This window comes from Streptococcus sp. 11273D007BT, assembly GCF_053547195.1.
On the sequence record NZ_JBPWPE010000001.1, the window covers coordinates 1,461,822 to 1,486,070 of the forward strand.

Genomic DNA, 24,249 nt, shown 5'->3' on the forward strand with positions numbered 1-24,249 from the left:
CCCTCCTATAAAATCTCTTCAAAAAAACAACTATAAGCACCTGTATGACAGGCTGCACCTTCTTGCTGTACGGCAATCAAAAGGGTATCTCGGTCACAATCTGTCTTAATTGATTTAACATATTGATAGTGCCCACTGGTTGCCCCTTTATGCCAAATTTCTTGTCGGCTTCGACTCCAATAATGCATCTGCTTGGTTTTTAAAGTTAAAGCAAAGCTTTCCTCATTCATATAAGCCAACATCAGAACTTGTCCTGTTAGATGATCTGTTACAATAACTGGTACCAAGCCTGCTTGCTTTTTAAAATCTAACTGCACACTCATTGACGCACCTCGATTCCTTTTTTCTGCATAGCAGCCTTGGTTTCTGCAACAGATACCTCACCAAAATGAAAGATAGAGGCGGCTAAAGCACCTGTAACAGAAGTTTTTTCAAATACCTCAACCATATGCTCTTGATTTCCTGCTCCTCCTGAGGCAATAATGGGAACATTGACCACTTCAGCAAGGGCATTTAACATCTCAAGATCAAAACCAGCCTTTGTACCATCTCGATCCATACTGGTCAATAAAATCTCTCCTGCTCCTAGATTCACAACTGTTTTAGCCCAGCTAATTAAATCAAGTCCTGTATCTTTTCTACCACCTGCCACATAAACATGCCAACTACCGTCTTCTTCTTTTCTCGCATCAATTGCCACTACGACACACTGATTGCCAAATTTTTCAGAGCACGCTTTGATTAAATTAGGATTAGCCACTGCAGAAGAATTGATGGCTACCTTATCAGCGCCTGCTTTTAACATTTTATTCATATCCTCTACTGAGCGAATACCTCCGCCTACTGTGAAAGGAATAAAAACTTGGTCTGCCACGCGCTTCACCATATCAACTGTTGTCTCACGATCCTCATGTGTGGCGGTAATGTCAAGAAAAACTAGCTCATCACATCCTGCCTCATAATAAGCTTTAGCTGCATCGACAGGGTCTCCCACATCTGTCAAATTGACAAAATTAACCCCCTTAACCACGCGACCATCTTTAACATCTAAACATGGGATGATGCGTTTTTTCAGCATAGGCTACCCTCCAAAATCTTTTAACTCTGACAAATTGATATTGCCATTATAATAAGCCTTACCAACAATGGTGCCTGAAACACCAATAGTCTCTAATCTCTCTAAATCACTAATAGCATGAATCCCACCAGAAGCAATCACTTGAGTTTTTGTTAAACTAGAAACCAACTTTTCATAATGTTCAAAGTTGGGACCTAAAAGCGTGCCATCTCGATCCACATCTGTATAGACAATTAATGCCACACCTTTTTCTTCCATGGCTTTAGCAAGACTAAGATAATCAACATCTGAAGTTTCTAGCCAACCTTCTGTCGCTACCATACCAGATTTAGCATCAATCCCAACAACAATTTTATCTGGACCAAACTCCTTGAGAGCAGCTGTCACAAAGTCTGGATCTTTCACCGCCATAGAACCAATAATCACACGGTCAATCCCAACAGAAAGGTAATCGGCAATCTGCTCCAAGCTACGAATTCCTCCACCAACTTCAATCCCAAGACCAGTTTTTTCTTTAATGCTGGCAATCAGATTACGATTGGTTGCACGCCCATCCATTGCCCCATCTAAATCAACCACATGAATAAAGTCAATTCCTGCCTCAGAAAAAATCTTAGCTTGCTCTAAAACATCTGGATTCACCACTGTCTCTTTCTGAAAATCTCCCTTAAATAAACGAACTGCACGTCCATCACGAATATCAATTGCTGGTAAAATCTGCATTTATTCACCTCACTAGCCTCTATGGGCCTCTTCATTTATTCTCTGTATCTGATTGGCATAAATCCACAAATCGTTTCATCATATCCAAACCTATTTGCCCTGATTTTTCTGGATGAAATTGAACCCCAAAGACTTTATCCTTATGAATCATAGCTGGTACAGGAAAACTATATTCTGCCACAACATCACAATAATCTTTTGGCGTATCTGTATAATAGGAATGAACAAAATATACCGCTTGCCCCTCTACTCCCTGGGTTAGAGGAGTGTCTTTTCTTACTCTAAGGTCATTCCATCCCATATGCGGGATGGGGTAATTTTTTATTGCCTTCATCGGACGACAAACTCCTGGAATGAAACCAAAACCTTTAGTTTCACCATGTTCCAATCCCTTATCTAGTAACAGTTGCATCCCTAGACAAATCCCCAAAAGTGGCTTTCCTTGAGCAACAGCTTCTTTAATAACAGAAACAAGGCCTCTTTTTTCCAATTCTGCCATAGCTGTCGGAAAAGCCCCTACTCCTGGTAGAATCAAGCCTGACGCTGATGCGATTTTATCCTTATCACTAGACAGCTCAGCCTTAGCCCCAAGATTTTTCAAGGCACGCAGAACATTTGCTGTATTGCCAGCATCATAATCAATCACAATAATCATCGTCTGCTCCTTTATATGTTATAACATCCCTTTAGTTGAGTTGACGCCTTTAATATCTGGATTTATTGTCACTGCTTCACGCAAAGCACGTCCTGTTGCTTTAAATAAACTCTCTGCCTTATGATGACTATTTTTGCCATGTAAAATTTTAAGATGAAGGTTCATTTGAACATTAAAAGCTAAAGCTTGGAAAAATTCTTCTACCAATTCCGTGTCAAACTCACCAAGTTTAGGATTAGCAAAATCTGCATCAAATACGAGATAAGAGCGACCTGATAGATCTAGACTAGCCATACCGAGTGTTTCATCCATTGGAACAAAGGCTGTTCCATAACGATTGATACCTGCCTTATCACCAAGTGCTTCTCTGAGCGCTTGACCCAAAACAATTCCAACATCTTCCACAGTATGATGGCTATCCACCCACAAGTCCCCGTCTGCCTTAACAACCAGAGAAATTCGACTATGCCGAGCAAAAAGGGTCAACATATGGTCAAAAAATCCTACACCTGTTTGGATATCAACAGGCTCTTGGACATCTAAGTTCAGACTTAATTTTATTTTTGTTTCAAAAGTATTTCGTTCAATTGTTGCTTGTCTCATTTTTTACCTCATCTAAAATCTTGATCACTTGATAAAGATCTGGTTCATTAATATGATAGGGAGCTTCTTTTCGCACAATCTCTTTGGCGCAAAAAGCTATCCCAATACCAGCTTGATGAATCATAGGAAGGTCATTGGCTCCATCTCCCATTGCGATAGTATCTGATAAATCTAAATGATTTTCCTTGGCCCAATTGATCAAACTATCTTTTTTGACCTCCTTAGTTACAATTTCACCTAGTGTACGACCAGTTAGATAGCCATCTTTAACCTCTAGACGATTCGCCTTAACATAATCAAGACCTAACTGCTCAGCCAATCTGTCAACTGTTTCATGAAATCCACCTGATACGACACCTACTTTATAGCCTCTTTGATGAAGTTCTTCAACAAGTTCTTTCGCTCCTTGGTTAAAGTGAATACGGGTCAAAACTTTCTCAAAAATAGAATCAGGCAACCCCTTTAAAAGTGCCACACGTTTATCAAGAGCAGTTTTAAAATCTAACTCTCCCTTCATAGCACGTTCAGTGATATCAGCTATTTTTTCGCCTAAGCCTACTTCTTCACCTAATAAATCAATCACTTCCTCTTTGATGAGTGTTGAATCTACATCCATCAGTAGTAGTCCCTTAATTTTTGTCATTTCTCACCTCAATCGCTCTAGCATGAGCTTGCAACCCTTCTGCATAAGCTAGTCTTGTAATATCGTTTTCTGCGTTCAATACAGCTTCTTGACTGTATTGTGTGTATTGAATCCGTTTCACAAAATCGTGAACACCAAGAGCTGACGAGAATCTTGCTGTTGCTGTTGTTGGCAAGACATGGTTAGATCCAGCGTAGTAATCACCAATCGGTTCACTTGTAAAGTGCCCTAAAAAGATAGAGCCTGCATTTTCAATTTGATCAAGATAGTCGTAGGCGTCATCCATAGCAATCTCTAAATGCTCTGGTGCAATCTGATTCATTAATTCAAACATATCTTGTCGATTCTCTGTTACAATTAAACGTCCATTATTTTCAATAGAGGGACGTGCAATGGCTTCCCTTGGTAAGGTTTGAAGTTGCTTTTCTAACTCTAGTTCCACTTCCTGAGCTAATTGTTCTGAATTGGTCACTAAAATCGCACGTGCTAAAACATCATGCTCTGCTTGAGAGAGTAAGTCAGCAGCGACGTAAGCAGGATTAGCTGAGTCATCTGCAATGACCCCAATTTCAGAAGGGCCTGCAATCATATCAATTCCAACAAGACCATAAACCAGTTTTTTAGCTGTTGCAACATAAATATTTCCAGGACCTGTAATCTTATCCACTTTAGGAATCGTTTCGGTACCATAAGCTAAGGCTGCAATCCCTTGAGCTCCCCCAACCTGATAGATTTTATCAACTCCAGCAAGTCTTGCAGCGACTAAGATAGCTGGCACAAACTTCTCCTGCGGTGGAGTTATCATAATAATTTCCTTGACCCCTGCAATTTTAGCTGGGATAACATTCATCAAAACAGATGAAGGATAAGCAGCTGTCCCGCCTGGAACATAGACACCAACACGTTGGATAGGACGAATCAACTGCCCTCGAATCACTCCCTGACTAGGAGAATCTTCAAAACCTGTTTCTAATTGCTGTTTGTGGTAACTTTCGATATTAGCCTTAGCATTTTTTAAAGCCTCCAACACTTCTGGTGCTATCTCTAAAAACGCTTGTTCAATTAATTGTTCAGAGACTTCTAATTCTTCTGGAACAAGCTGATCAAATTGCTTAGAAAAGTCAAATAGGGCTTGATCTCCACGATTTTTAACCTCTTCTAAAATCGTCAATACTGCCTCTTCAACGTTAGCGTTTTGCTGACTTAAAACTAATTGTTCTTGATATAACTGTTTTGAAATCTCTTCAACAGACCCATTTAATCGCTTCATTTGAAGTCCTCCTCTTGATTTCCTACAATCGTTTCGATTTTTTGAATAAAAGAAATAATAGCTGGATTATTTTTTAGCGCTGCTTTATTCACAATCATACGAGTTGAAATACGACAAATATCCTCAAAAACCTCTAAACCATTGGCCACTAAAGTATTACCTGTTTCGACAATATCAACAATGGCATCTGCCAATCCTAAAACTGGCGTAATTTCGACAGATCCCTGAATAGAGATGATCTCAACATCCTCCCCTTTTTGATTAAAATGCTGTCGTGCCACCGTAGGGTATTTGGTTGCAATGCGTTTTCGCTTATGGTCATTAGGATTATAGCTTGGAATGGATGCCACTGAAAATTTACACAAGCCAAAATTAAGATCTAACATCTCAAGATAACCTGTGGGGTGTTCAATCAAAACATCCTTACCAACAACACCAATGTCAGCGACACCATGACGAACATAAGTTGTCACATCAGGTGCTTTAACCAATAAAAATCTAAAAGAGCGATCAGGACTTTCAAACATTAAATTTCGTCCCTTATTCGACATAAAACTCATGTCAAATCCTGCTTTTTCAAAAAGTTTAACCGTATCTTTTTCAATTCGCCCCTTGGTAAGAGCAATCGTAATAGGTTTTGTCATAGATCTCCCTTCTCAAATACAATTTGGTCCTTAATGGCTTGATAGACAGAATCAATATCAATTGCCCAACCTACCGCTGTCAGTTCTGTCGCTCCAAAACGCTCAAACAATTTATCGTAAACTCCACCTGACACAAAATGATCGGGAACCTTTTCACCAAAGACCTTAAACATCAATCCTGTATAATAAGGCATATTAGGGATTTGAGCTAAATCAAGAGAAGGAGAAACCAAATCTTGACCAAGACTCTCTAAGTAGCTTTCGATTTCATCCAAGGCATCTAAAATCTGTTGATTTTGAGTAAGGCTTTTAGCACGAGCTAAAACAGTCTGACTATTGCCAAAAAGATAAGGTAATTCTTTTAAGAGTGCATCAAACTGACTGGGGTGGGTTTGAGTAAACATATTGAGTTTGGTAATATTTTTCTCTTTAATACTCTCCTTAAGTATTTGTAACTCTGATTCAGTCAGCTGTAAGTCATCAAAAATGGTCTGTAAAATACTAGCATGCGAAAATTCAAATTGATAGGCAAGAACATGGCTAGCTTCTAAGGATAACTTTGCCATACGAATAGCTTCTAACAATGCCTGTTTCTGAGGATAGCCTACAATTTCAACACCTGCTTGTGTGTGCTCGTTAGTCAACCCTCTCATCTCTTCATGGTAGTTAAAAACCTTACCAGAATAAGAAAACTTAATAGGTGTTTCAACACGTGTTGAGGCAATGACACGTCCAATTTGACTAGTGATATCTGGCCTTAAAGCTAAGAGTTCTCCTGTCCTATCAAAAAGATGGTAATGTTCGGTAGTGACTGTATCTGAAAAAACTTGATAATGCTCTAAAGTTGGTGTTTCAATACGATAAAAACCATGTTCTATCAATAAATCACTGATTTTTCTTTCAATTTGATACATCACTTTAGCTCGCTTAAACAGCTTATCATGCATCCCTAAGGGTAAAGTATTTTTTTTCATTTCTCTGCCTCCTTGATAACAGATAGAACTTGTTTCATTTCATCTTCTTGACCAATAGATATCCTCAAATAGTCCTTAATACGCTCTACTTTTGGAAAATAGCGGACATAAATTTTTTCTTGTTCTAAGATTGAAAAAAGCTCAGCAGCAGATGTCTTATTTGGTTTTACTAAGATAAAATTAGTTAAACTCGGTAAAACATCAAACCCCATATTTATTAACTCATGACTAAACCAATCTCGTGTTGCACAAATTTTAGAAATAGTCTTCTCATAGTAAGACCAATCCTTGACAGCTTCAGTGGCTAACTTTTCAGCCACGGCATCTACATTATAAGGATTAATAGCATTTCTAACAGCGTCTATTACCCCAATTAATTCTGGACTCCCAATTCCATAACCCACTCGTAATCCTGCTAAAGCCGCATCTTTGGAAAACGTTCTTGTAATAAAAAGATTTGAATAAGTCTCTAACAAAGGAATGGCAGATTGGCCACCAAAATTAATATAGGCTTCATCAACAATCACAACAATATCAGGATTAGTTTGTAAAATTTTTTCAATTTCAGACAATGGTTTATATATCCCCGTTGGTGCATTAGGATTGGTTAGAATAATCCCACCTATCCTACCATGATAATCAGATAGATCAATTTCAAAACCTTCTGTTAGTGGGATTTCTTTAAAAGGAACTTGATATAAATCAGCCCAGACCTTATAAAAACCATAAGTTAAGTCTGGAAAAAGAACAGGGTCATTAGAATTAAAAAAACTCAGAAAAGCCATGGATAAAATATCATCACTTCCATTACCGATAATCAATTGTCTAGGAGAAACACCTAATTGACTAGCTAAAGCGGCTTTTAAATCAGCTTGATCTAGACTAGAGTAACGGCGAAGATCTTCCCCAGTAAAAGTAGATAAAGCTTTTAGGACTTTAGGGCTGGGAGCATAAGCATTTTCATTCGTATTGAGTTTTATCATTTGCTGTTGTTTAGGCTGGCTACCTGCCACATAGGGTTCAATTTGACGTAATCCTTTCATACTTTCTCCTTTTCTGATTAGACTTTAATTTAAAAAGATACAAAAAACGCCCTTGTTTTCACAAGGACGTTGACACGTGGTTCCACCTTTTTTCAACAGTCTGTCGCCAGAACTGTTCTCAAAGAGTCATTGACTCTATCCGTAACGTGGACCAAACGTCGAGCACTACTGTAATGTCTTAGTTCGCACCCGCACTCAAGAATGTGTCGTCTAGACTTTGTGTACTTTCTCAGCTTGCAGCACTCTCTGTCAATTTTTCTAGACTTTTTCTCTCATCGATTTAGTTTTTATCTATTTTACAAGAATATTCAGAATATTGCAAGTAAAAGTCATAAAAAATCGAACTAAATCAATATTTAGTTCGATGATTGTGATTAAAAACGAATATTTTCGCGAGTTTTTTCGTAAGATTTTACAAAACGTTCTGTTACTCCCGACTCAACGACTTCTAATGCATGAGAAATTGTATCAAATGAAGCTTGGTAATCAAAGTCTCTTTCAAAAAGTTGCAAGGCTTCAAGGAAAGCCGCCTGAACATTTGGCTCAAAACTACGATAGCGGTTGGAGTATTGTAATAATTGCTCCGTTAATGTCGCATTTTGAATAATCTCGTAAGTTGTCATTTCAAGATTATCAATCGCTGAAGTAGAAACCTCTGTCATTCGCTCAACAGTATCTATGTTAATTCTTGTATGATTCAATTCTTCGATCAGATTTTCTAGGTGATGACTAGTATTAAAGAAAAGATTCAAGAAATCCTGAGGAATACCAGGTAGGTTGCGTTTTTCCATAAAACGCTTGATGGAATGTAATTTATTCACAAAAATATCCACTTTTTGTCTTGAGCGATCTTCATTTTTTTCAATTTCCTTAAGGGCAGACACCACATCCAGTTGCCCTTCCTCAATTGTTTTTAAGTCCTCAAGAGTAGATTCAAATATTTTTTCCAAGTCTGAGAAAGGCTTTTCAGGAACTTGAAGATGGTTAATTTGTTCCAATGTTGTTTCTTCCATCTCTGTTAACTGTCCCTCAAAAGCATCAACTATCGAACTTTGTTTTTCATTGATGACATAACGTTTAGATAGACGTTCTAACTCAGCAAGCAATTGTTTGTTGTTTTCTCGTGTATGCGCTAAATAATCTGGAATAATGCGACTAGATTTTACGACCTTCTGATGTGCAGCAATCTCATCTTCAAACAAGCGATAAAGAGCATCAATTTTTTGTTGAATGAGTTCGTTTTCTTCTGCAGCACGATCCAACTCCAGGGTCACTAACTCTTCAGAATTATCACGAATAGATTGTCTAATTTCTTGGAATCGTGTTTCAATATTTTCTTCAGAAAATTGATAATTTTCCTCAATCAGACGGCGATAACCACTTTCCAAATCATCTAATTGATCAGGAAAATCATCTTCTAGCTTGGTTACGATTGCAGGAATTTTTTCTGTAATTTGTCCTAAAGCAATCGTATGTTCTTCGGCACGATCTAAAATCTCAGCTGCTTCAACGGGATCTCCTGAAGTATTTAGGGTCACAAATTGGGTAAACTCGGCTTCGATATTTTTCAAGTGCTTGTCAATCTCAGGCTTAGTTGTTCCGTAATTGTCTTCATTTTCAGAAATGCCGTTTTGCAAGGTTTCATAAAGATCTAAGGCATGTTTGACACGCGCACTATTTTTCTCTTCTTGTTCTTTTAAGACACCTAGTGCTTCGCGAATAGACTTGATATCTTCTTCTACGATGTTTAGTTGACTCTCCACAGTAGCAATTTCATGTCTTGCACGCACAAAATTAAAGGTATCATTTAAATTTTCAGCTGTAAAAATATGATGGTCGATATCAGGAAAAGTATTTTCAGATAGGTCCATCCATTTCTGATTCCACTCGCGAAAGTTGGTTTGACTTTGACCAACTAAGTGAAGGGACTCAATTTCATCTATCTCATCTTTCACTGGTAGAGCAACCAACTCATTCTTTCGTTCTTCTAATTTTTCAATAGTAGAATCATTTCGTTTTCTTATGATAATACCGACAATGTAAGCCAAAATAATCAAAACAACTATGGCTACAATCAGCAATACGATTCCGCTTGGCATGTTTATCTCCTTGGTTTCAATAAAATCTGTGTTTCCTTTGATTATAACATACTTACTCTCAATGTGTACAGATTTTCTAAATATAGTATTAGATGTCTAATGTACTATAAACAGCATTTTCTTCGATAAACTCTCGACGAGGTTCAACTTTATCCCCCATCAGCATATCAAAAATTTTATCTGCCTCTGCAGCATCATCAACCGTTACTCTGGCCATCAACCGATTCTCTGGGTTCATTGTTGTTTCCCATAATTGATGATCATCCATCTCTCCCAAACCTTTATACCGTTGAATAGTTGGACGTGATCTTCCTGTACTGAATCGTTCCATTGCATCTTTTAATCGTTCCTCTTGATCTTGTCCTGGTTGAATGTATTCTTTGATTTCACTTCCAACTTTGACACCGTAAATTGGTGGTTGAGCAATATAGACATAACCAGCTTCTAAAACAGGTCTCATAAATCGATAGATAAGGGTTAACAAAAGGGTCCTAATATGCGCCCCATCAACATCTGCATCTGTCATAATGACTAGCTTTTGATAACGTGCCTTAGTCACATCAAAGTCTGCCCCAAAACCAGTTCCCATAGCAGTAAACAAGCTACGAATCTCTTCATTGGCAAGAATTTTATCCATGGTCGCTTTTTCCACGTTTAGAATTTTTCCTCGAATCGGTAGGATGGCTTGAAACTCTCTGTTACGACCCGATTTAGCTGATCCTCCTGCTGAATCTCCTTCGACAATAAATAATTCATTTTGAGTGGGATCATTTGAAGAACAATCTGCCAATTTACCTGGTAGATTTGAAATCTCTAGCCCTGATTTTTTACGTGTCACTTCTCTAGCGCGTTTTGCTGCGATACGGGCTTTGGAAGCTAATATCCCTTTTTCGACTATCTTTTTAGCAATTTGAGGATTTTCTAACAAGAAGCGTGAAAATGCTTCACTAAATAGACGATTTGTAATCTTAACAACTTCGCTATTCCCAAGTTTTGTTTTTGTTTGTCCTTCAAATTGTGGATTTGGGTGTTTGACAGAGATAACGGCGGTCAATCCCTCACGAACATCTTCTCCTGTTAGATTATCCTCGTTTTCTTTTAGTATTTTGTTTTTCTTAGCGTAGTCATTGATCACACGCGTTAAGGCAGTTCTAAAACCTTGTTCATGAGTTCCTCCCTCATGAGTGTGGATATTATTGGCAAAACTTAGGACATTTTCATGATAGCCAGTTGTATATTGCATAGCAACTTCAACTGCAATTCCTTCCATCTCACCATCAGTATAAATAGGGTTGTTAAAAATGATGTCTTTCTTCTCATTGAGGAAATCAACATAACTAATGATTCCACCTTCATAGTAAAAAGTATCTTTCTTCTCTTCCCCATCTCGTTTATCTTCAATCGAAATGCGCAACCCCTTATTTAAAAAGGCCAATTCTTGAATACGTTTAGAAAGTTTAGCGTAATCATATACAGTTGTCTCAGTGAAAATATCTGGGTCTGGGGTGAAGTGAACTGTTGTTCCTGTACGGTCTGTTGTGCCAATAATAGCTAAATCAGCAACCACTTGACCACGTTGGTATTCTTGAAAGTAAACTTGCCCATTTTTATGTACATGAACGTCAAGTTGAGTTGATAAAGCGTTTACGACAGAAGAGCCTACACCGTGCAGTCCACCTGATACCTTATAACCGCCACCACCAAATTTTCCTCCAGCATGCAAGACGGTAAAGACTGTTTCAACCGCTGGTCGTCCAGTCTTTTCTTGAATATCAACTGGAATTCCTCGTCCATCATCAACAACTGTAATAGAGTTATCGGACTCAATAAACACTTGGATTTGGCTAGCAAAACCAGCTAAGGCCTCATCGATAGAGTTATCAACAATTTCCCAAACTAAGTGATGCAAACCTTCTTTCGAGGTTGAACCGATGTACATCCCAGGACGCATCCGAACAGCCTCTAAACCTTCTAACACTTGGATTTGACTAGCATCATATTCTTTTGCTAAATCTTCTAAATTTTTATGATCTTCTACCATTTCCCTAACCTATCCTAATTCATGCTAAAATCATGCATTTTAGTGCGCTAAATACATCATTAACTGGCATAAAATTTCATCGATTGACTATCTAAATTGATGTTCATTATTAGAATAGTCCATAAGTGACATTATATCATATTTCATCTATTTTTTACAGAATTTACTAATATCTAAATTCCAGCAAATTGAGCTAGCAAGCCTTTTTCTAAAAATAATAAAAAACATCAGAACTAATCTCTCAGTCCCAATGTTTTCAAGTTTAGCACCCATTGAAATAAATTATTTTTAGGCTTCACTATTCTCTGTTCAATTAACGCCAACTTCGACGTAATTGACTTTGCATTTGCTTTTCTTCAGCTAAATTATTTTGATAGGCCATTGATAATACCAAGCCAACGCCAATCAAATTAGATATCATCGCACTTCCCCCTTGTGAAATAAAAGGAAGGGGAATTCCTGTCAAGGGAAGAATCCCAACGGCAGCACCAATGTTTTCAAAAATATGAAATAAAATCATCATAATAAATCCAGTGGATATATAGGTGTAAAAACGATTATTGGATTCAAATGTCACTCTCACCATCCGATAAATCAATAGTAAGTACAAACCTAGAACTACACTGCTTCCCAAAAAACCAAAATTTTCTGCAATAACAGTAAAAATCATATCACTTTCTCGCACTGGAATGGCTAGTTCAATTTGATTGAATCCTTTACCTAGTAATCCACCGCTTCCAATTGCAATCAGACCCTGTGCTTGCTGGAAGGTTACCGTATCAGCGTATTCAAATGGATTTAACCAGGCTGAAATACGATTGATTTGATAAGTATCCATACCGATATCGCTTAGAAATTCTTTACCATTTGGCATTAAAAAAATAACCAAGAAGACTGTCACGGCTGTCACGGCTAAGCCGAGGACAGATAAAATAATCTTCCAAGATACACCTGATACTAAGACCAATCCTGCAAAAATAGCCATAAAGACCAATGCTGTCCCAAGATCTTTTTGTAAAAATAATAAGAACAAGACAGGTGCAGTAATCAAAGACATCAAACCAAGCAATCGAAAATCTGTTGACAACCCCTCATCCTCTTTTTTCTGTTGAAAAATCACCAAGGCTCTCGCCAACATCAAAATATAAGATAATTTCATAAATTCAGAAGGTTGAAATAAGGTCATATTATTGATCGTCACCCAGTTTTTTGCCCCTGTTGAAGCATATAAGGAAGGGCTGTAAAAAATCAAAGGCATAACCATTAAACATAGCCCAAATAAATATAAAATAGGCGTTATTCGCCATAAAAATTTTGTCGGAAAAAGCATAACGACAAAACTAATTACCACACCTAGCACCAACCAAGCAACCTGCTGTGCCATTACTATCCCAAGCTTATTAGGATAATCATGATGAACAGAAACATAAATGGCTATCACACCAATGATTAACAGTAAAAAAACAGGCAAAATTAAAGAATAATCAATGCGGTTATCTATCGAATTTTTTTTCATTACAGCCGTCTACCTCCAAAATATAACTATTTCATTATAGCACGTTTCCTCATCTCTACCGTATGAAAATATTAGATTTGTTAAATAAAAACTACTCTTATGGAAAGTTGGCGATGCTAATTAAAGACGAAATAAGTGCTGACGATGTTATTACCACCATCTCAGCGACCCACAACTTCCATACAACAGAGTATCTCCCCTAAAACAAAAGCTTCTGAAAGGCAAATAAGCATATCTGACAACCTCCTACTATTATACTGACACCAATGTTATCCTTATTAATAGCCAGAGAAAAGATTACCCAAGCTAGCAGAAAATAGTGTTCCTTTAAAAGCTATTATGGAACGTGTTGAACATACAAAGACAACACTAGCTATCTATTCACATGTTACCGTCAACCTAAAATTGCTCATCGCCCCTTTTTGACGATTAAAACAACAAAAACCCCTTATTTCAAAGGGTTTTTGTTCATTATTTATATTCCCTGCCGGAATCGAACCAGCAACTACTTCTTAGGAGGAAGGTGTTATATCCATTTAACTAAGGGAACAAAGAATCTACTTCCTCCATTCTACCTTAGACGAGTATTTTTTTCAAGGAAAAATTAAGCTACCCTAATTTTTTTCATTTCGATAGGTTTTCATTTTCTCTTTAAATAGCTCGCTACTAGTTGGTGCTGTGTAGGTCACTGCATTCGCTCCTGCTTGAATAACACTTAAAATACTTTCTTCACTAGGTCCTCCTGTTGCAATAATAGGAAAATCAGGATAGAGCTGACGTATTTTTTTCACAACTCTAGCCGTCTCGGCACCGCAACTGATATTTAATATATCCACTCCAGCCTCAATACGTGATGTTAAATCAATCTGATCAGATAAGACTGTATAAATAATTGGAATATCGATCATTTGATTCACTTTTTCAATGGTTTCTACATTTGTTGGCCCGTTTAAAACAACAGCATAAGCACCTTCTGATTCAGCTAATAAACTCATATTAGCTGAACGTGTTCCATTTGTTAATCCTCCACCAACACCTGAAAACACAGGGACAGAAGCAACCATCATTATACTTTTCAAAATGGCAGGATGCGGAGTAAATGGATAAACTGCCAAAACAGCATCTGCATCATGATTAGCTATGATTGAAACATCTGTTGAAAATAAAATCGAGCGAATCCTTCTACCATATATTCTAATCCCAGAACAAGTTTTAATGATTTCTGGGACACGAACAATCTCTTGCCGTAAATTAGACATCACATTAGGAATATTATCGTTCTTCAATTTCTACTACTCCTCATTCACTCTGTAGCCAATTCCTCTTGAGGAAGGTCATCATAGATAGTTAAACCATAATATTCTATCAATGCATTTAACTTCTCATCATATTGTGTATCTGTTGCATAAGTTCCTGTTAAAGCTGCTGTTGCATCTTGATAAGATGCAGTATTAACACGCCAAGTATCAATATAATAAGATGAACTTGTGAGGAGAACGGCATAATCTTCCAATGACTCTGACACACTAGGATAAGACCGAAAGGCCGCATCAATCGTATAGGCATTTCCTTCTCCATCATCTTCCCAAGTCTGCATGGTAACACTGGCACCATTATAAGCACCTTTAATCCCAAAAAGATTATTATAATTCGCTGATAAACTAGATTGCCCACTTTGAGACTCTAAAACTGCTTGCGCAATCATCACAGAGGGGTACAGGCCGTATTCGTCTGCAATAACTTTAGCATCTTCTCCGATTGTATGAATAAAATCAACTGTCACCTGATCATAGTCGTATCCAGATACCTTCAAACCTCTATTTTTATTAAAGGCAAAAACTAAACACAGGCTTGACAAAATTGTAAGTAGAATAATTGCCATTCGGCGCTTCTTCTTTTTCATTAGAAATCCTCCTGTCCTCACTTTTACTACCTCTACCCCCATTATAACTCAGCCTTCTTTTTATCTCAATAAAAAAACAATTTATTAGAAATAGATCTATATTATTAATTTTATGTTAAACTAATACACTAGAAGTATATTAAAATAAACGTACACTAAAAAGCTCCTTTATTAAAGAGCTTTTTAGTGTACGTCTAGATATAAGACTATTAACGACGAATTTCTTTGATACGTGCAGCTTTACCTTGCAATGCGCGTAGGTAATAAAGTTTAGCACGACGAACTTTACCATAACGGATAACTTCAATTTTGTCAACACGTGGTGTGTGAATTGGGAATGTACGCTCAACACCTACACCGCTAGAGATTTTACGAACAGTGTACATCTCTGAGATCCCTTGACCTTTACGTGAAATAACAACACCTTCAAAAATCTGGATACGCTCACGAGTTCCTTCGACAACTTTCGCGTGAACACGCACAGTGTCACCAGGACGGAATGATGGGATATCAGTACGAAGTTGACCTTCAGTCAAACTTTGAATTAATGGATTCATTTATTTTTCTCCTTCTCTTACCAATCTTGAGAGCCTATCGTCCCAGCGGATTAGCCGTTTTTTGTGTGTCCATTACACACTCTTAATATCTTAGCAAATTCTTCTTCACTTGTAAAGTTATTTAAAGTAAAATTCCTAAAAAAACAAAAGCTAACCCTAAAATATACGTCAAGCTACAATAAAAGATAAAATGATACTTACGATTAAAGAGAGCGAACAATTCATAATTCAAGGTAGAATAAGTTCCTAAACCTCCTAAAAAACCTGTTACTAAAATTGTTCTCCAGGTAGTATTAGAAAAGTGTTTTGAAAAATACCCTATCAAAAAAGCCGCCAATAAATTAGCTAACAAGGTCCCTAAAGGGATTGAAAATTTAGGATTTATCAGACTAAGGTAATATCGTACAACAGCTCCAATGCCACAGGCAAGAGCCACTAACACTACTTCCATTTTCTCAACTCCAAATATCTCCTAGCACAGTAGTGCGCAAAAAAGGCTACGCCAATTCCTCCGACAACATAGAGTATTGCATACCATAAAAAAGTCTTATAATTTTTATTCAATAAAAACTGCACAAAATCGAGAAGAGGACTAGCAATCGTCGTGAAGCCACCCAAAAATCCAACTCCTAAAGCAGTTAAACTTTCCTCACTCCAATTTTTTAAGGGTAACAGAGTCTTTACAAAGAAAACCAACAGGAAAATTCCAACAAAGTTAATAATAGCTAGAGGGAGAATACCTGGAAACAAGCTCACTAAAAAATAACGTAAAACTCCTGCTAAGCCAGCTAGGATAAATACATGTAACAGTAACCTAATTTGCTTCATCACTTTAATTTATCAGCTTGAAAGTCCCTTGAATGTTTCATTATGTCTGAAAACGTTCCAAGTAAACAAGCTTCATATTCCTTATTAGTAACCAGCTTAGCAATCTTATTTAATACTGCTTCTTCTCTAGATTGATCTAGAATTGGCATCTGATTTGCTTTTTTATAAGCCACCACTTCTTGAACAAGGTCCATTCGTTTTTCTAACAAAGCTACAAGTTCCTTATCCACTTGATCGATCATCTGACGTGTCTGTTCTAAATTCATTTTTTCCCCTTTTTCATTCTTTTATTTCTGATCAACTGATACAATAAAGCAAAGGCCACCACAATACCAATGATGGCTAAGAGTTGTTCTTTATTGCCTTTAAATAGAGCATCCCCGCCATAAGCATATAAAGCTGATGCTGGTAGCATACCAAGAAACATTGCACTTAAGATTTCTTTACAAGATAGCTTCAGATTAATAGCCGTGTAATTCACCAAAAAGGTTGGAATAACTGGAACCATGTAACCCAAGCTCAACCCCAATACTGGATTTTTAAAATGAGATAAATCATCTACAACATGCCCTAACCTTCTGCTATTTTGTGCTAAATGCGTCTGTTTTAAAATCTGCAAACTTAGGACGTTGCCAAGCACACCACCAGATATATTAACAACTAGTCCAATAATAGGTCCAAAAATTAAACCATTTGCAATGCAAATAACGGAACTAGAGATAAACGGCACAGCAGACATTAAAGCTGTTAAACTGAGTAATAAAAGGTAATCAAGTGGAGTCGGAGCTCTAAACATCTGCTCTAAATGACTAGGGCTTTCTCCTAGGCGTAGTAAAAAGATGAAATCATCCTGATAACGCACCATTAAAAGATAGAGCAAGACAAGAATGCCCCCTACTCCTACTAAGCTTAACCGCCAATTTAATTTTTCTTTTCGTTTTAGTTCGTTAAACAACGCTTTCATATTACCCTTTATCCATAGAAAAAAGAGGAGCGGGACACTCTTCACTTTCTGAGAACTATCCTTAACCCCTCTCCATTTAATCCATTTAAACCAACCACTCTTGCGATCATCTGATGATTTAAAATACCTTCAATCTCAACGAGTTATGGTAATTTGGTCAATAAAGACTCTGCGAATGCTTCTAATTTAGCAATGTCATCATCTTCTGCTGCCAAATCAACTTTAACAGAATCAGCTCCTTTAGTAGCACCTGTACCCGCAAAGGCTAGATCAAAGTCATCTACCGACTTACAAAAATAATCATAGAAAGTATCACCTGAGCCAACAACTCCATAAACCTTACCTGTTAAGTCAAGATCCTTTAGATCCTCATAAAAATCAACGATTTCATCAGGAAGATCACCATCACCATATGTATAACTTGCCACAACAGCAATATCTACATCTTGAAATTCATCAGCGTCGACAGTTGTACACTCATCTACATCTACATCTACGCCCAACTCACGAAGTTTATCGGCGACAATATCTGCAATTTCTTCTGTGTTACCTGTCATGCTAGCATATACAATTTTTGCTAAAGCCATAAGGTCCTCCAAAATTTAATTGGTTTTATTGTAGCATAATTTTTTGATTATTCCAACTCATTTCCTGACACCAGATAGGCTTTTTCGAGTTTACTTAGTAGCAGTTCTTTCTCTCTCTCACTTGCAAAACTTGCATTAATCGCAGCTTGATTGAACTGATAAAAGTCCTTTTTTCGAGTGCCAAAATACTTATTCCACAGTTCATATTCTTTTGTGAGATTAGTATCAGAAACAGTGCGATTGTCCGTATTGATGGTAATGTTAGCACCTGCTTGGTATAAGGGGAAATAAGGGAAATCGTCTATTGTTTTTGCCGCTCTTGTTTGTAAATTACTGGTCAAACACATCTCAGCAGTTGCCCCCGCTTTTACAAATTTAACAATGGTATCTGGATCTTTTACTAGAGCTGTACTATGTCCAAATCGTCTAATCCCTAACTCTATTCCTGTTAAAATATTAGAAACACAGCCACACTCTCCCGCATGGAAGGTCATTGGCAAGCCTAAATTCTGAGTTTGTTGGATAAGGTTTGATAACATCTCTGTGGGAAAATCTGCCTCATTACCGGCAAAGTCAAACCCCACCAAACCTTTCTTTGCTAGGTGAATGATATTTTCAAAAATATCCAAGGTTAGAGAAGGATCTGACTGTTTTAATCCGCAAACTAATACTCTTGCCACAATCCCAAAATCTTGCTCTGCCTTTTTTAAGCCATCTAACACCGCCTCAACTGTGTCAGATGCACTCAGACCTTTATCCATGGACAGCTCTGGAGCAAACCGTACTTCAAGATAAATCACATTTTCCATGGCCGCTTGCTTTGCCACGTCATAAGCTGCTAAACTTAAAGCCTCTTTACTTTGTAACAAGGGACGAATAAAATCAAAAGTTTTTAAATAATCCATCAACGATTCAATTGTTTCAGGCGCTGTGATCAATGATTTTAACTCTTCGTCGTTTTTAGGTAAATCAATCATAGCTAAATCTGCTAGTTGACGGATCGTCTGCATTGATATTGAGCCATCTAAGTGGCAATGGAGCTCTGCCTTCGCCAATTTTTGTAATTCAAAGTAATCCACATCCCTCTCCTTATATTTAAGATTTTTTCTATCTTATCATATTTCTCTTGAAATTCAAGTCAGTTTATGCTATTCTTTTGACATTTCACGATGAGATAAAGGAGAAAAATATGACATCTTATACATTACCAGATATTTGGGAAAATCCTAGTCAAATGGGAGGAGCGTGGGGCGGTCTCAACCAACCTACTGCTGGAAGTCGTTTTGAACAACATTTACCAAAGGGAGAAAAAACTTTTCAACTTTATTCCCTCGGTACTCCTAACGGTATTAAAGCTACTATTATGCTAGAAGAATTAAAAGAACTTGGTTTGAAGGCTGATTATGATCTTTACAAGATTGCAATTGGGGAAGGGGATCAGTTTGGATCAGATTTTGTCTCCATTAATCCTAACTCAAAAATACCTGCACTGCTTGATCAAGAATCACATACTAGAGTTTTTGAATCATCCTCCATTTTACTCTACTTAGCAGAAAAATTTCAGGTTCTTCTCCCAAAAACATTAACTGAAAAAACAGAAGTTCTTAATTGGCTCTTTTGGCAAACAGGTGCCGCTCCTTTTTTAGGCGGTGGGTTTGGGCACTTCTTTCACTATGCCCCTGAAAAACTAGAGTATCCTATTAACCGCTTTGCTATGGAAGCCAAACGCCAACTAGACTTATTAGATAAAGAATTAGCTAAAAAACCTTATATAGCTGGGGAAGACTATAGCATTGCTGATATCGCTATTTGGTCTTGGTATGGCCGTTTAGCTCAAGATAACATTTGGGATAAAGCAGGGATTTTCTTGGACGTCAAAAGTTATAAACATTTGCAAGCATGGACCGAAAAAATTGCACAACGTCCTGCTGTTCAACGTGGGCTAAATGCCAATTACAAAGAAATTAAGTAAATAGAAAGAGATTTTCAATCACTTGAAAATCTCTTTCTATTTATCTGTGTTATAATGGTTAAAACAAATGTGTGAGGTAACTATGCCAATCTTTCAAGATATTTTAGAAAAAATTAAAACTTATGACACCATCATCATTCATCGCCATATGCGTCCTGATCCAGATGCTCTAGGAAGTCAGGTGGGATTAAAAGAAATTATCCAGCATAACTTTCCAACTAAAACCGTTAAGGCTGTAGGTTTTGACGAACCTACACTGACTTGGTTAACACAAATGGATAAGGTTTCAGACGAAGATTACTCCAATGCTTTAGTTATTGTAACTGATACTGCTAATCAACCTCGCATTGATGATAACCGTTATACAACTGGGTCATTCCTCATCAAGATTGATCATCACCCTAATGACGATGTTTATGGAGACATTTGCCATGTAGATACATCTGCTTCTAGTGCTAGTGAGATTATCACAGATTTCGCTTTTTCAACAGGGCTCTCTCTAAATGCCCAAGCTGCTCGGTTGTTATATGCGGGTATTATTGGAGACACTGGTAGATTCCTATATCCCTCAACTACTGCTAAAACCATGTCCATTGCAAGTCAACTACGCCAATATGATTTTGATTTTTCTGCCCTAGCAAGACAAATGGATTCTTTCCCTTATAAGATTGCTAAATTACAAGGCTATGTTTACGATCATCTTGAATTGGATGACAGTGGTGTTGCGCGTGTTATCTTAACACAGTCCTTTATGAAGGAACAAGGGTTAACAGATGCTGAAACTTCGGCTATCGTCGGAGCACCTGGACGTATTGATAATGTAGAAGCTTGGGCTATTTTTGTAGAACAAGCTGACGGGCACTTCCGTGTACGCCTACGTAGTAAATCTGCCATTATCAATGGCATCGCCAAGCGTCACGACGGCGGTGGACACCCCTTAGCGAGTGGTGCTAATTCCTATTCCTTGGAAGAAAATGATCAAATCTACCAAGAATTAAAAGATCTTTTGATGTCAAAAAGCATTTAGGCTAAAACCTAAATGCTTTTTACTTTGTTATATTCGTTTTCCAAAATAGACATCAGAATAATATCTGCGTAAGACTCACCGTCCATAATAGCATGACGCAAGCGTCCTTTCTCTCTAAAGCCAACCTTTTAGCAAAGCCTTTGAGCTACCTTGTTATAAGAAAATACCTCAAGAGATAACCCATGCAACTGTAATTCTTCAAAAGCAAACTGAATAGCAACTTGCGTCGCCCAGATACCAATTCCACGATGACGATCTTTTAGAGAAAATAATAAAATTCTGAAATTAGCCTGCCTAGGCTAGTCCTCTATTTCATTTAATACAACCTCACCAATGGTTTTTCCATCTGGATTTAAAATCACAAAATCATAGCGGTCATCTGCCTGTGTCACTTTTTCTACATAAGATGTTATCTCCTCTTTAGAAAATTCTTTTTATCCACCTATAAAATAGACAAGCTTTGGATCTATAGGATTAAACCCTTCTTCATAATAGCCTGTGACATCAGATACCGACAAAGGTCTAATCTCATAACCATCCACTCTCTTTATCATAAAGTCCCCCCTTTCTCCCCAGCTTACTAAAATCAAGTAATTTTTTAAACAAATCTGAAAAAATTTATCAAAAGACTTGTCAAGAGAGCTGAGATTTGCTAAACTAGAATAGTTAATTAACTATGGCTCAAAAAGAGCTATGGCAGAAAGGAAATTTTTAAAAGATGAAAAAAGACATCCATCCAGATTACCGTCCAGTAGTATTCCTTGATACAACTACTGGTTACCAATTCCTTAGTGGCTCAACAAAAGCAACTAAAGAAACTGTAGAATTTGAAGGTGAAACTTACCCACTTATCCGTGTTGAGATTTCATCAGACTCACACCCATTCTACACAGGACGTCAAAAATTCACACAAGCAGACGGACGTGTGGATCGTTTCAACAAAAAATACGGTCTCAAATAAAAAAATGGTCCACTGGACCATTTTTTCTTTGCCTCTAGAAACTCAAAAAGACAAATGCTTTAAAATTGCTATAAACGTTGATTTTAAGCCATTCCTATCATGTAGGAATGGCTTTTGTTTTATAAAAGTAACGGAAAAAGTAACGGTTGAGGTTAAACGCCTAAAAATTGGGCAAACTTTTCAGCCGTTTTTTCCTTTACATTTTCTGTCACATGCGCATATATATTCATTGTTGTTTTAATATCCTCATGCCCCAATCTCTCTTGAACTTCTTTTATACTTGCTCCAGCTTCAAAAAGCAAACTACAATGAGTATGGCGAAAGCCATGAGGAGACTTGAATGGCAATCTATAAAACTGGAAAAGATTCCTAATAGTTGCGTTGCGATTAACTGCTATTTTACAACCTGTCAATGACTTCTTGAAGGTAGTAGATTGCATCAACTGGAATGGGATTTTGATCGTTTTTATGGTTAAAATTCAACAAAAAATCCAGTCTAAGTTGCATTCTATCTTTTAGCAATTGACGATAAGAAGCATCAAAAGGCGCTAAGGGATATTCCTGCAATTCTAGATAAGAGCAGCCAGGTAGCTCACCAAAAGGAGTAAAATTCCCTACTCCCTCTACTATTTTTTCAATCGCAGCAAGGGTGACTTCTTTTGGAATACTTTTTCCCATATAATTTCCAGTATTCACAATATAACAATCTACACCAGAATCGAATAATTCTTGAAATTTTTTAAAATCTTCTACTAAAGGATAGACTCTAAAAGGATTGGCATAAGGTTCAATAACCAATTGACTCAAATCCCTAACGCCATTTTCGGCATTAGAACGTTGTGTCATCAGGGTACAACCCAAGGTAGAAGAAAGTGAACTATTGTCAACTTTAAGAATGGGAGGGAGCGAATCATCTTTCATAATCCAAAAAATAGCATCAATTGCCTCTTCTATCTTATCTACCCGATTTGGAGTGGCGTAACGTGATTTAACTGTTCGACCATTACCATTTCTAATATCTTCTATTACCAAGACTTTTTTGCCTTCATGATTTAAAGTCACACCACAATTTTGTACGGTAACAAAATAATCTTGCTCAGGATGTCCTGCTGGGTAATCATTGGTTTTGTCAAAATAAGAGGACTCTAAAGCTATGGAAGAGCCATTTTTTGTTGAAATAATAAAGGCATCATCATGCAAAACTTGAATAGCATACTTTCCATCATGTTTAGCATGGGTTAACGTCGATTTTCCTGAACCAGATAAACCAAAAAAGGAAGCAACATAAGGCTTTTGCTCTACTTTTTTAAAAATCTTTAACCCACCGTGACAGGCAACGTAGTCATGTCTAGCAGCAGTTGCCCAAGCTAAGGTCAGCGTTCCTTTTTTGATTTCGCCAAAATAATTCAATCCTAAAATAACAGCAGTATTATGCAACGTGTCAAAATAAGCTAGGCCATCTGGGTAGGCTTCATCTTTCCAAGTGGGATCAAAAAAGATATAAATATCATTTTCATCTAGTGGTTTTGAAGCTAAATATCGCTGGTAATACACCTCGGTAAAGGCTTGAAAATTTAAAAGCCAAGAATAGAGGTTGGCGACTTCTTCTCTGGGTAACATCAAGTGAGCACAGACCATAAAATCTTCATCTAGTCCTACTAAGGCTTCTGAGGCATAGTAGGGTTTTAAACTGGCTTGATAAATCGCCTCTCGAATCCTAGGCAGAATCTGTTGGTCTTCTTGTAAATCCCTTCCTAAAATACGCCTCGCTTTTGCTGTTCGACCTGTCACAGCACCACCATTATGAACTAAAATTTTCGCTTCATCTGGTAAGTGTAGTTTCTCAGGATAGGTGACTGGCATATCTAACACAATTGTTGATGGTGATTTTTTTGCCAACTGGTAAACCTCACCAAGTCCTTTTAAATGCGTCACATTGTTGCCATAAAAAGCAGTCTCAACAATCGTCTTCAAGGTGGAAAAATGCGGGTTGTCTTTTGAAATATCGTGTGTAAAAAATTGATCTTGTGTTGCCATACTTCTTCCATCCTTTCTTTTAAAAACTGATATACAATAATGGTGTTAGTTTCTTTTATTATACTCCTTTTTTATTAAAAAATCATAAAAATATCAGCTAAAAAAACTAGAGTTTAAACCCTAG

Annotated in this window: 26 protein-coding genes, 1 tRNA gene and 1 pseudogene; 3 read left to right on the forward strand and 25 right to left on the reverse strand. The window is 37.3% G+C overall.

Going from position 1 to position 24,249, the window contains the following annotated elements; genetic code table 11:
• Positions 1-5 precede the first annotated feature (5 nt).
• The 23 genes from hisI to add form a co-directional block, all read right to left on the reverse strand.
• A complete protein-coding gene (hisI, locus tag ACEE75_RS07460) occupies positions 6-323 on the reverse strand; it encodes a phosphoribosyl-AMP cyclohydrolase (protein ID WP_447574314.1) in 318 nt (105 codons plus the stop codon).
• On the reverse strand, positions 320-1,078 hold the full coding sequence (gene hisF / locus ACEE75_RS07465; RefSeq protein WP_447574313.1) for an imidazole glycerol phosphate synthase subunit HisF: 759 nt from the start codon (positions 1,076-1,078) through the stop codon (positions 320-322). The genes hisI and hisF overlap by 4 nt, the downstream gene beginning before the upstream one ends.
• A 3-nt stretch (positions 1,079-1,081) precedes the next feature.
• On the reverse strand, positions 1,082-1,801 hold the full coding sequence (gene hisA / locus ACEE75_RS07470; RefSeq protein ID WP_447574312.1) for a 1-(5-phosphoribosyl)-5-[(5-phosphoribosylamino)methylideneamino]imidazole-4-carboxamide isomerase: 720 nt from the start codon (positions 1,799-1,801) through the stop codon (positions 1,082-1,084).
• A 31-nt stretch (positions 1,802-1,832) separates the two neighbouring features.
• Positions 1,833-2,456 (reverse strand): imidazole glycerol phosphate synthase subunit HisH, encoded by a 624-nt coding sequence (hisH, locus tag ACEE75_RS07475; protein ID WP_447574311.1) that lies wholly within the window; start codon positions 2,454-2,456, stop codon positions 1,833-1,835.
• An 18-nt stretch (positions 2,457-2,474) separates the two neighbouring features.
• The gene (gene hisB, locus ACEE75_RS07480; RefSeq protein WP_447574310.1) at positions 2,475-3,059 is read right to left on the reverse strand and encodes an imidazoleglycerol-phosphate dehydratase HisB; all 585 of its coding nucleotides are present in this window, start codon (positions 3,057-3,059) and stop codon (positions 2,475-2,477) included.
• Positions 3,040-3,702 (reverse strand): phosphoserine phosphatase SerB, encoded by a 663-nt coding sequence (serB, locus tag ACEE75_RS07485; protein WP_447574309.1) that lies wholly within the window; start codon positions 3,700-3,702, stop codon positions 3,040-3,042. Before serB ends, hisB begins: the two co-directional genes overlap by 20 nt.
• Positions 3,689-4,972, reverse strand: a complete 1,284-nt coding sequence (gene hisD, locus ACEE75_RS07490; RefSeq protein WP_447574308.1) for a histidinol dehydrogenase — start codon at positions 4,970-4,972, stop codon at positions 3,689-3,691. Before hisD ends, serB begins: the two co-directional genes overlap by 14 nt.
• On the reverse strand, positions 4,969-5,616 hold the full coding sequence (gene hisG / locus ACEE75_RS07495; RefSeq protein WP_354369692.1) for an ATP phosphoribosyltransferase: 648 nt from the start codon (positions 5,614-5,616) through the stop codon (positions 4,969-4,971). The genes hisD and hisG overlap by 4 nt, the downstream gene beginning before the upstream one ends.
• Positions 5,613-6,590, reverse strand: coding sequence for an ATP phosphoribosyltransferase regulatory subunit (locus ACEE75_RS07500; RefSeq protein WP_447574307.1), 978 nt, complete (start codon positions 6,588-6,590; stop codon positions 5,613-5,615). Before ACEE75_RS07500 ends, hisG begins: the two co-directional genes overlap by 4 nt.
• Complete coding sequence (hisC, locus tag ACEE75_RS07505) at positions 6,587-7,633, reverse strand: histidinol-phosphate transaminase (protein ID WP_447574306.1); 1,047 nt, start codon at positions 7,631-7,633, stop codon at positions 6,587-6,589. The genes ACEE75_RS07500 and hisC overlap by 4 nt, the downstream gene beginning before the upstream one ends.
• Before the next feature lie 374 nt (positions 7,634-8,007).
• Complete coding sequence (gene ezrA / locus ACEE75_RS07510; RefSeq protein WP_447574305.1) at positions 8,008-9,732, reverse strand: septation ring formation regulator EzrA; 1,725 nt, start codon at positions 9,730-9,732, stop codon at positions 8,008-8,010.
• Between the two features lie 88 nt (positions 9,733-9,820).
• The gene (gyrB, locus tag ACEE75_RS07515) at positions 9,821-11,773 is read right to left on the reverse strand and encodes a DNA topoisomerase (ATP-hydrolyzing) subunit B (RefSeq protein WP_447574304.1); all 1,953 of its coding nucleotides are present in this window, start codon (positions 11,771-11,773) and stop codon (positions 9,821-9,823) included.
• Positions 11,774-12,086: 313 nt separating this feature from the next.
• Complete coding sequence (locus ACEE75_RS07520) at positions 12,087-13,289, reverse strand: FtsW/RodA/SpoVE family cell cycle protein (protein WP_447574303.1); 1,203 nt, start codon at positions 13,287-13,289, stop codon at positions 12,087-12,089.
• 478 nt (positions 13,290-13,767) lie between these two features.
• A tRNA-Arg gene (locus tag ACEE75_RS07525) sits at positions 13,768-13,839 on the reverse strand.
• 64 nt (positions 13,840-13,903) lie between these two features.
• Entirely contained in the window at positions 13,904-14,548 is a 645-nt protein-coding gene (locus ACEE75_RS07530) for a hydrolase (protein ID WP_447574322.1), read from the reverse strand.
• Positions 14,549-14,592: 44 nt separating this feature from the next.
• Positions 14,593-15,192, reverse strand: a complete 600-nt coding sequence (locus tag ACEE75_RS07535; RefSeq protein ID WP_447574302.1) for a glucosaminidase domain-containing protein — start codon at positions 15,190-15,192, stop codon at positions 14,593-14,595.
• Between the two features lie 209 nt (positions 15,193-15,401).
• Complete coding sequence (rplS, locus tag ACEE75_RS07540; protein WP_354368367.1) at positions 15,402-15,749, reverse strand: 50S ribosomal protein L19; 348 nt, start codon at positions 15,747-15,749, stop codon at positions 15,402-15,404.
• Positions 15,750-15,870: 121 nt separating this feature from the next.
• On the reverse strand, positions 15,871-16,200 hold the full coding sequence (gene crcB / locus ACEE75_RS07545; protein WP_447574301.1) for a fluoride efflux transporter CrcB: 330 nt from the start codon (positions 16,198-16,200) through the stop codon (positions 15,871-15,873).
• Entirely contained in the window at positions 16,191-16,577 is a 387-nt protein-coding gene (locus ACEE75_RS07550; RefSeq protein WP_447574300.1) for a fluoride efflux transporter FluC, read from the reverse strand. Before ACEE75_RS07550 ends, crcB begins: the two co-directional genes overlap by 10 nt.
• Positions 16,577-16,843 (reverse strand): chorismate mutase, encoded by a 267-nt coding sequence (locus ACEE75_RS07555; RefSeq protein WP_427895208.1) that lies wholly within the window; start codon positions 16,841-16,843, stop codon positions 16,577-16,579. The genes ACEE75_RS07550 and ACEE75_RS07555 overlap by 1 nt, the downstream gene beginning before the upstream one ends.
• Positions 16,840-17,541, reverse strand: a complete 702-nt coding sequence (locus ACEE75_RS07560; protein ID WP_447574299.1) for a TVP38/TMEM64 family protein — start codon at positions 17,539-17,541, stop codon at positions 16,840-16,842. Before ACEE75_RS07560 ends, ACEE75_RS07555 begins: the two co-directional genes overlap by 4 nt.
• A gap of 143 nt (positions 17,542-17,684) precedes the next feature.
• A complete protein-coding gene (locus ACEE75_RS07565) occupies positions 17,685-18,128 on the reverse strand; it encodes a flavodoxin (RefSeq protein WP_427895212.1) in 444 nt (147 codons plus the stop codon).
• A 47-nt stretch (positions 18,129-18,175) separates the two neighbouring features.
• Entirely contained in the window at positions 18,176-19,207 is a 1,032-nt protein-coding gene (gene add, locus ACEE75_RS07570) for an adenosine deaminase (RefSeq protein ID WP_447574298.1), read from the reverse strand.
• A gap of 110 nt (positions 19,208-19,317) precedes the next feature.
• Here add and yghU point away from each other — a divergent pair, with 110 nt between their 5' ends.
• The 3 genes from yghU to ACEE75_RS07585 all read left to right on the forward strand — a co-directional run bounded on the left by yghU (position 19,318) and on the right by ACEE75_RS07585 (position 22,088).
• The gene (gene yghU, locus ACEE75_RS07575) at positions 19,318-20,100 is read left to right on the forward strand and encodes a glutathione-dependent disulfide-bond oxidoreductase (RefSeq protein WP_447574297.1); all 783 of its coding nucleotides are present in this window, start codon (positions 19,318-19,320) and stop codon (positions 20,098-20,100) included.
• A gap of 82 nt (positions 20,101-20,182) precedes the next feature.
• Entirely contained in the window at positions 20,183-21,127 is a 945-nt protein-coding gene (locus tag ACEE75_RS07580) for a DHH family phosphoesterase (protein WP_447574296.1), read from the forward strand.
• A 718-nt stretch (positions 21,128-21,845) separates the two neighbouring features.
• Positions 21,846-22,088 carry a type B 50S ribosomal protein L31 gene (locus ACEE75_RS07585; protein WP_354368346.1) on the forward strand — a complete coding sequence of 81 codons (243 nt, stop codon included), beginning with the start codon at positions 21,846-21,848 and terminating at the stop codon, positions 22,086-22,088.
• 152 nt (positions 22,089-22,240) lie between these two features.
• On the opposite strand, the pseudogene ACEE75_RS07590 reads toward ACEE75_RS07585, so the two are convergent.
• Together ACEE75_RS07590 and ACEE75_RS07595 are read right to left on the reverse strand one after the other, a co-directional pair.
• A pseudogene (locus tag ACEE75_RS07590) lies at positions 22,241-22,513 on the reverse strand (tyrosine-type recombinase/integrase); the annotation flags it as partial.
• On the reverse strand, positions 22,488-24,125 hold the full coding sequence (locus tag ACEE75_RS07595) for a phosphoenolpyruvate carboxykinase (ATP) (RefSeq protein WP_447574295.1): 1,638 nt from the start codon (positions 24,123-24,125) through the stop codon (positions 22,488-22,490). The pseudogene ACEE75_RS07590 and the gene ACEE75_RS07595, both read right to left, overlap by 26 nt.
• Positions 24,126-24,249 lie beyond the last annotated feature (124 nt).

Excerpts from the sequence above, each read along its gene's own strand:
- ACEE75_RS07500 (WP_447574307.1), bottom strand. The coding sequence starts at position 6,590 with ATGAAAAAAAATACTTTACCCTTAGGGATGCATGATAAGCTGTTTAAG.
- crcB (WP_447574301.1), bottom strand. The coding sequence starts at position 16,200 with ATGGAAGTAGTGTTAGTGGCTCTTGCCTGTGGCATTGGAGCTGTTGTA.
- ACEE75_RS07555 (WP_427895208.1), bottom strand. The coding sequence starts at position 16,843 with ATGAATTTAGAACAGACACGTCAGATGATCGATCAAGTGGATAAGGAA.
- ACEE75_RS07565 (WP_427895212.1), bottom strand. The coding sequence starts at position 18,128 with ATGGCTTTAGCAAAAATTGTATATGCTAGCATGACAGGTAACACAGAA.
- ACEE75_RS07560 (WP_447574299.1), bottom strand. The coding sequence starts at position 17,541 with ATGAAAGCGTTGTTTAACGAACTAAAACGAAAAGAAAAATTAAATTGG.
- hisB (WP_447574310.1), bottom strand. The coding sequence starts at position 3,059 with ATGAGACAAGCAACAATTGAACGAAATACTTTTGAAACAAAAATAAAA.
- hisC (WP_447574306.1), bottom strand. The coding sequence starts at position 7,633 with ATGAAAGGATTACGTCAAATTGAACCCTATGTGGCAGGTAGCCAGCCT.
- ACEE75_RS07585 (WP_354368346.1), top strand. The coding sequence starts at position 21,846 with ATGAAAAAAGACATCCATCCAGATTACCGTCCAGTAGTATTCCTTGAT.
- serB (WP_447574309.1), bottom strand. The coding sequence starts at position 3,702 with ATGACAAAAATTAAGGGACTACTACTGATGGATGTAGATTCAACACTC.
- rplS (WP_354368367.1), bottom strand. The coding sequence starts at position 15,749 with ATGAATCCATTAATTCAAAGTTTGACTGAAGGTCAACTTCGTACTGAT.
- ACEE75_RS07520 (WP_447574303.1), bottom strand. The coding sequence starts at position 13,289 with ATGAAAAAAAATTCGATAGATAACCGCATTGATTATTCTTTAATTTTG.
- ACEE75_RS07580 (WP_447574296.1), top strand. The coding sequence starts at position 20,183 with ATGCCAATCTTTCAAGATATTTTAGAAAAAATTAAAACTTATGACACC.
- ACEE75_RS07550 (WP_447574300.1), bottom strand. The coding sequence starts at position 16,577 with ATGAAGCAAATTAGGTTACTGTTACATGTATTTATCCTAGCTGGCTTA.
- gyrB (WP_447574304.1), bottom strand. The coding sequence starts at position 11,773 with ATGGTAGAAGATCATAAAAATTTAGAAGATTTAGCAAAAGAATATGAT.
- hisF (WP_447574313.1), bottom strand. The coding sequence starts at position 1,078 with ATGCTGAAAAAACGCATCATCCCATGTTTAGATGTTAAAGATGGTCGC.
- ezrA (WP_447574305.1), bottom strand. The coding sequence starts at position 9,732 with ATGCCAAGCGGAATCGTATTGCTGATTGTAGCCATAGTTGTTTTGATT.
- ACEE75_RS07530 (WP_447574322.1), bottom strand. The coding sequence starts at position 14,548 with ATGTCTAATTTACGGCAAGAGATTGTTCGTGTCCCAGAAATCATTAAA.
- hisA (WP_447574312.1), bottom strand. The coding sequence starts at position 1,801 with ATGCAGATTTTACCAGCAATTGATATTCGTGATGGACGTGCAGTTCGT.
- hisG (WP_354369692.1), bottom strand. The coding sequence starts at position 5,616 with ATGACAAAACCTATTACGATTGCTCTTACCAAGGGGCGAATTGAAAAA.
- ACEE75_RS07535 (WP_447574302.1), bottom strand. The coding sequence starts at position 15,192 with ATGAAAAAGAAGAAGCGCCGAATGGCAATTATTCTACTTACAATTTTG.
- yghU (WP_447574297.1), top strand. The coding sequence starts at position 19,318 with ATGACATCTTATACATTACCAGATATTTGGGAAAATCCTAGTCAAATG.
- hisH (WP_447574311.1), bottom strand. The coding sequence starts at position 2,456 with ATGATTATTGTGATTGATTATGATGCTGGCAATACAGCAAATGTTCTG.
- ACEE75_RS07595 (WP_447574295.1), bottom strand. The coding sequence starts at position 24,125 with ATGGCAACACAAGATCAATTTTTTACACACGATATTTCAAAAGACAAC.
- hisI (WP_447574314.1), bottom strand. The coding sequence starts at position 323 with ATGAGTGTGCAGTTAGATTTTAAAAAGCAAGCAGGCTTGGTACCAGTT.
- hisD (WP_447574308.1), bottom strand. The coding sequence starts at position 4,972 with ATGAAGCGATTAAATGGGTCTGTTGAAGAGATTTCAAAACAGTTATAT.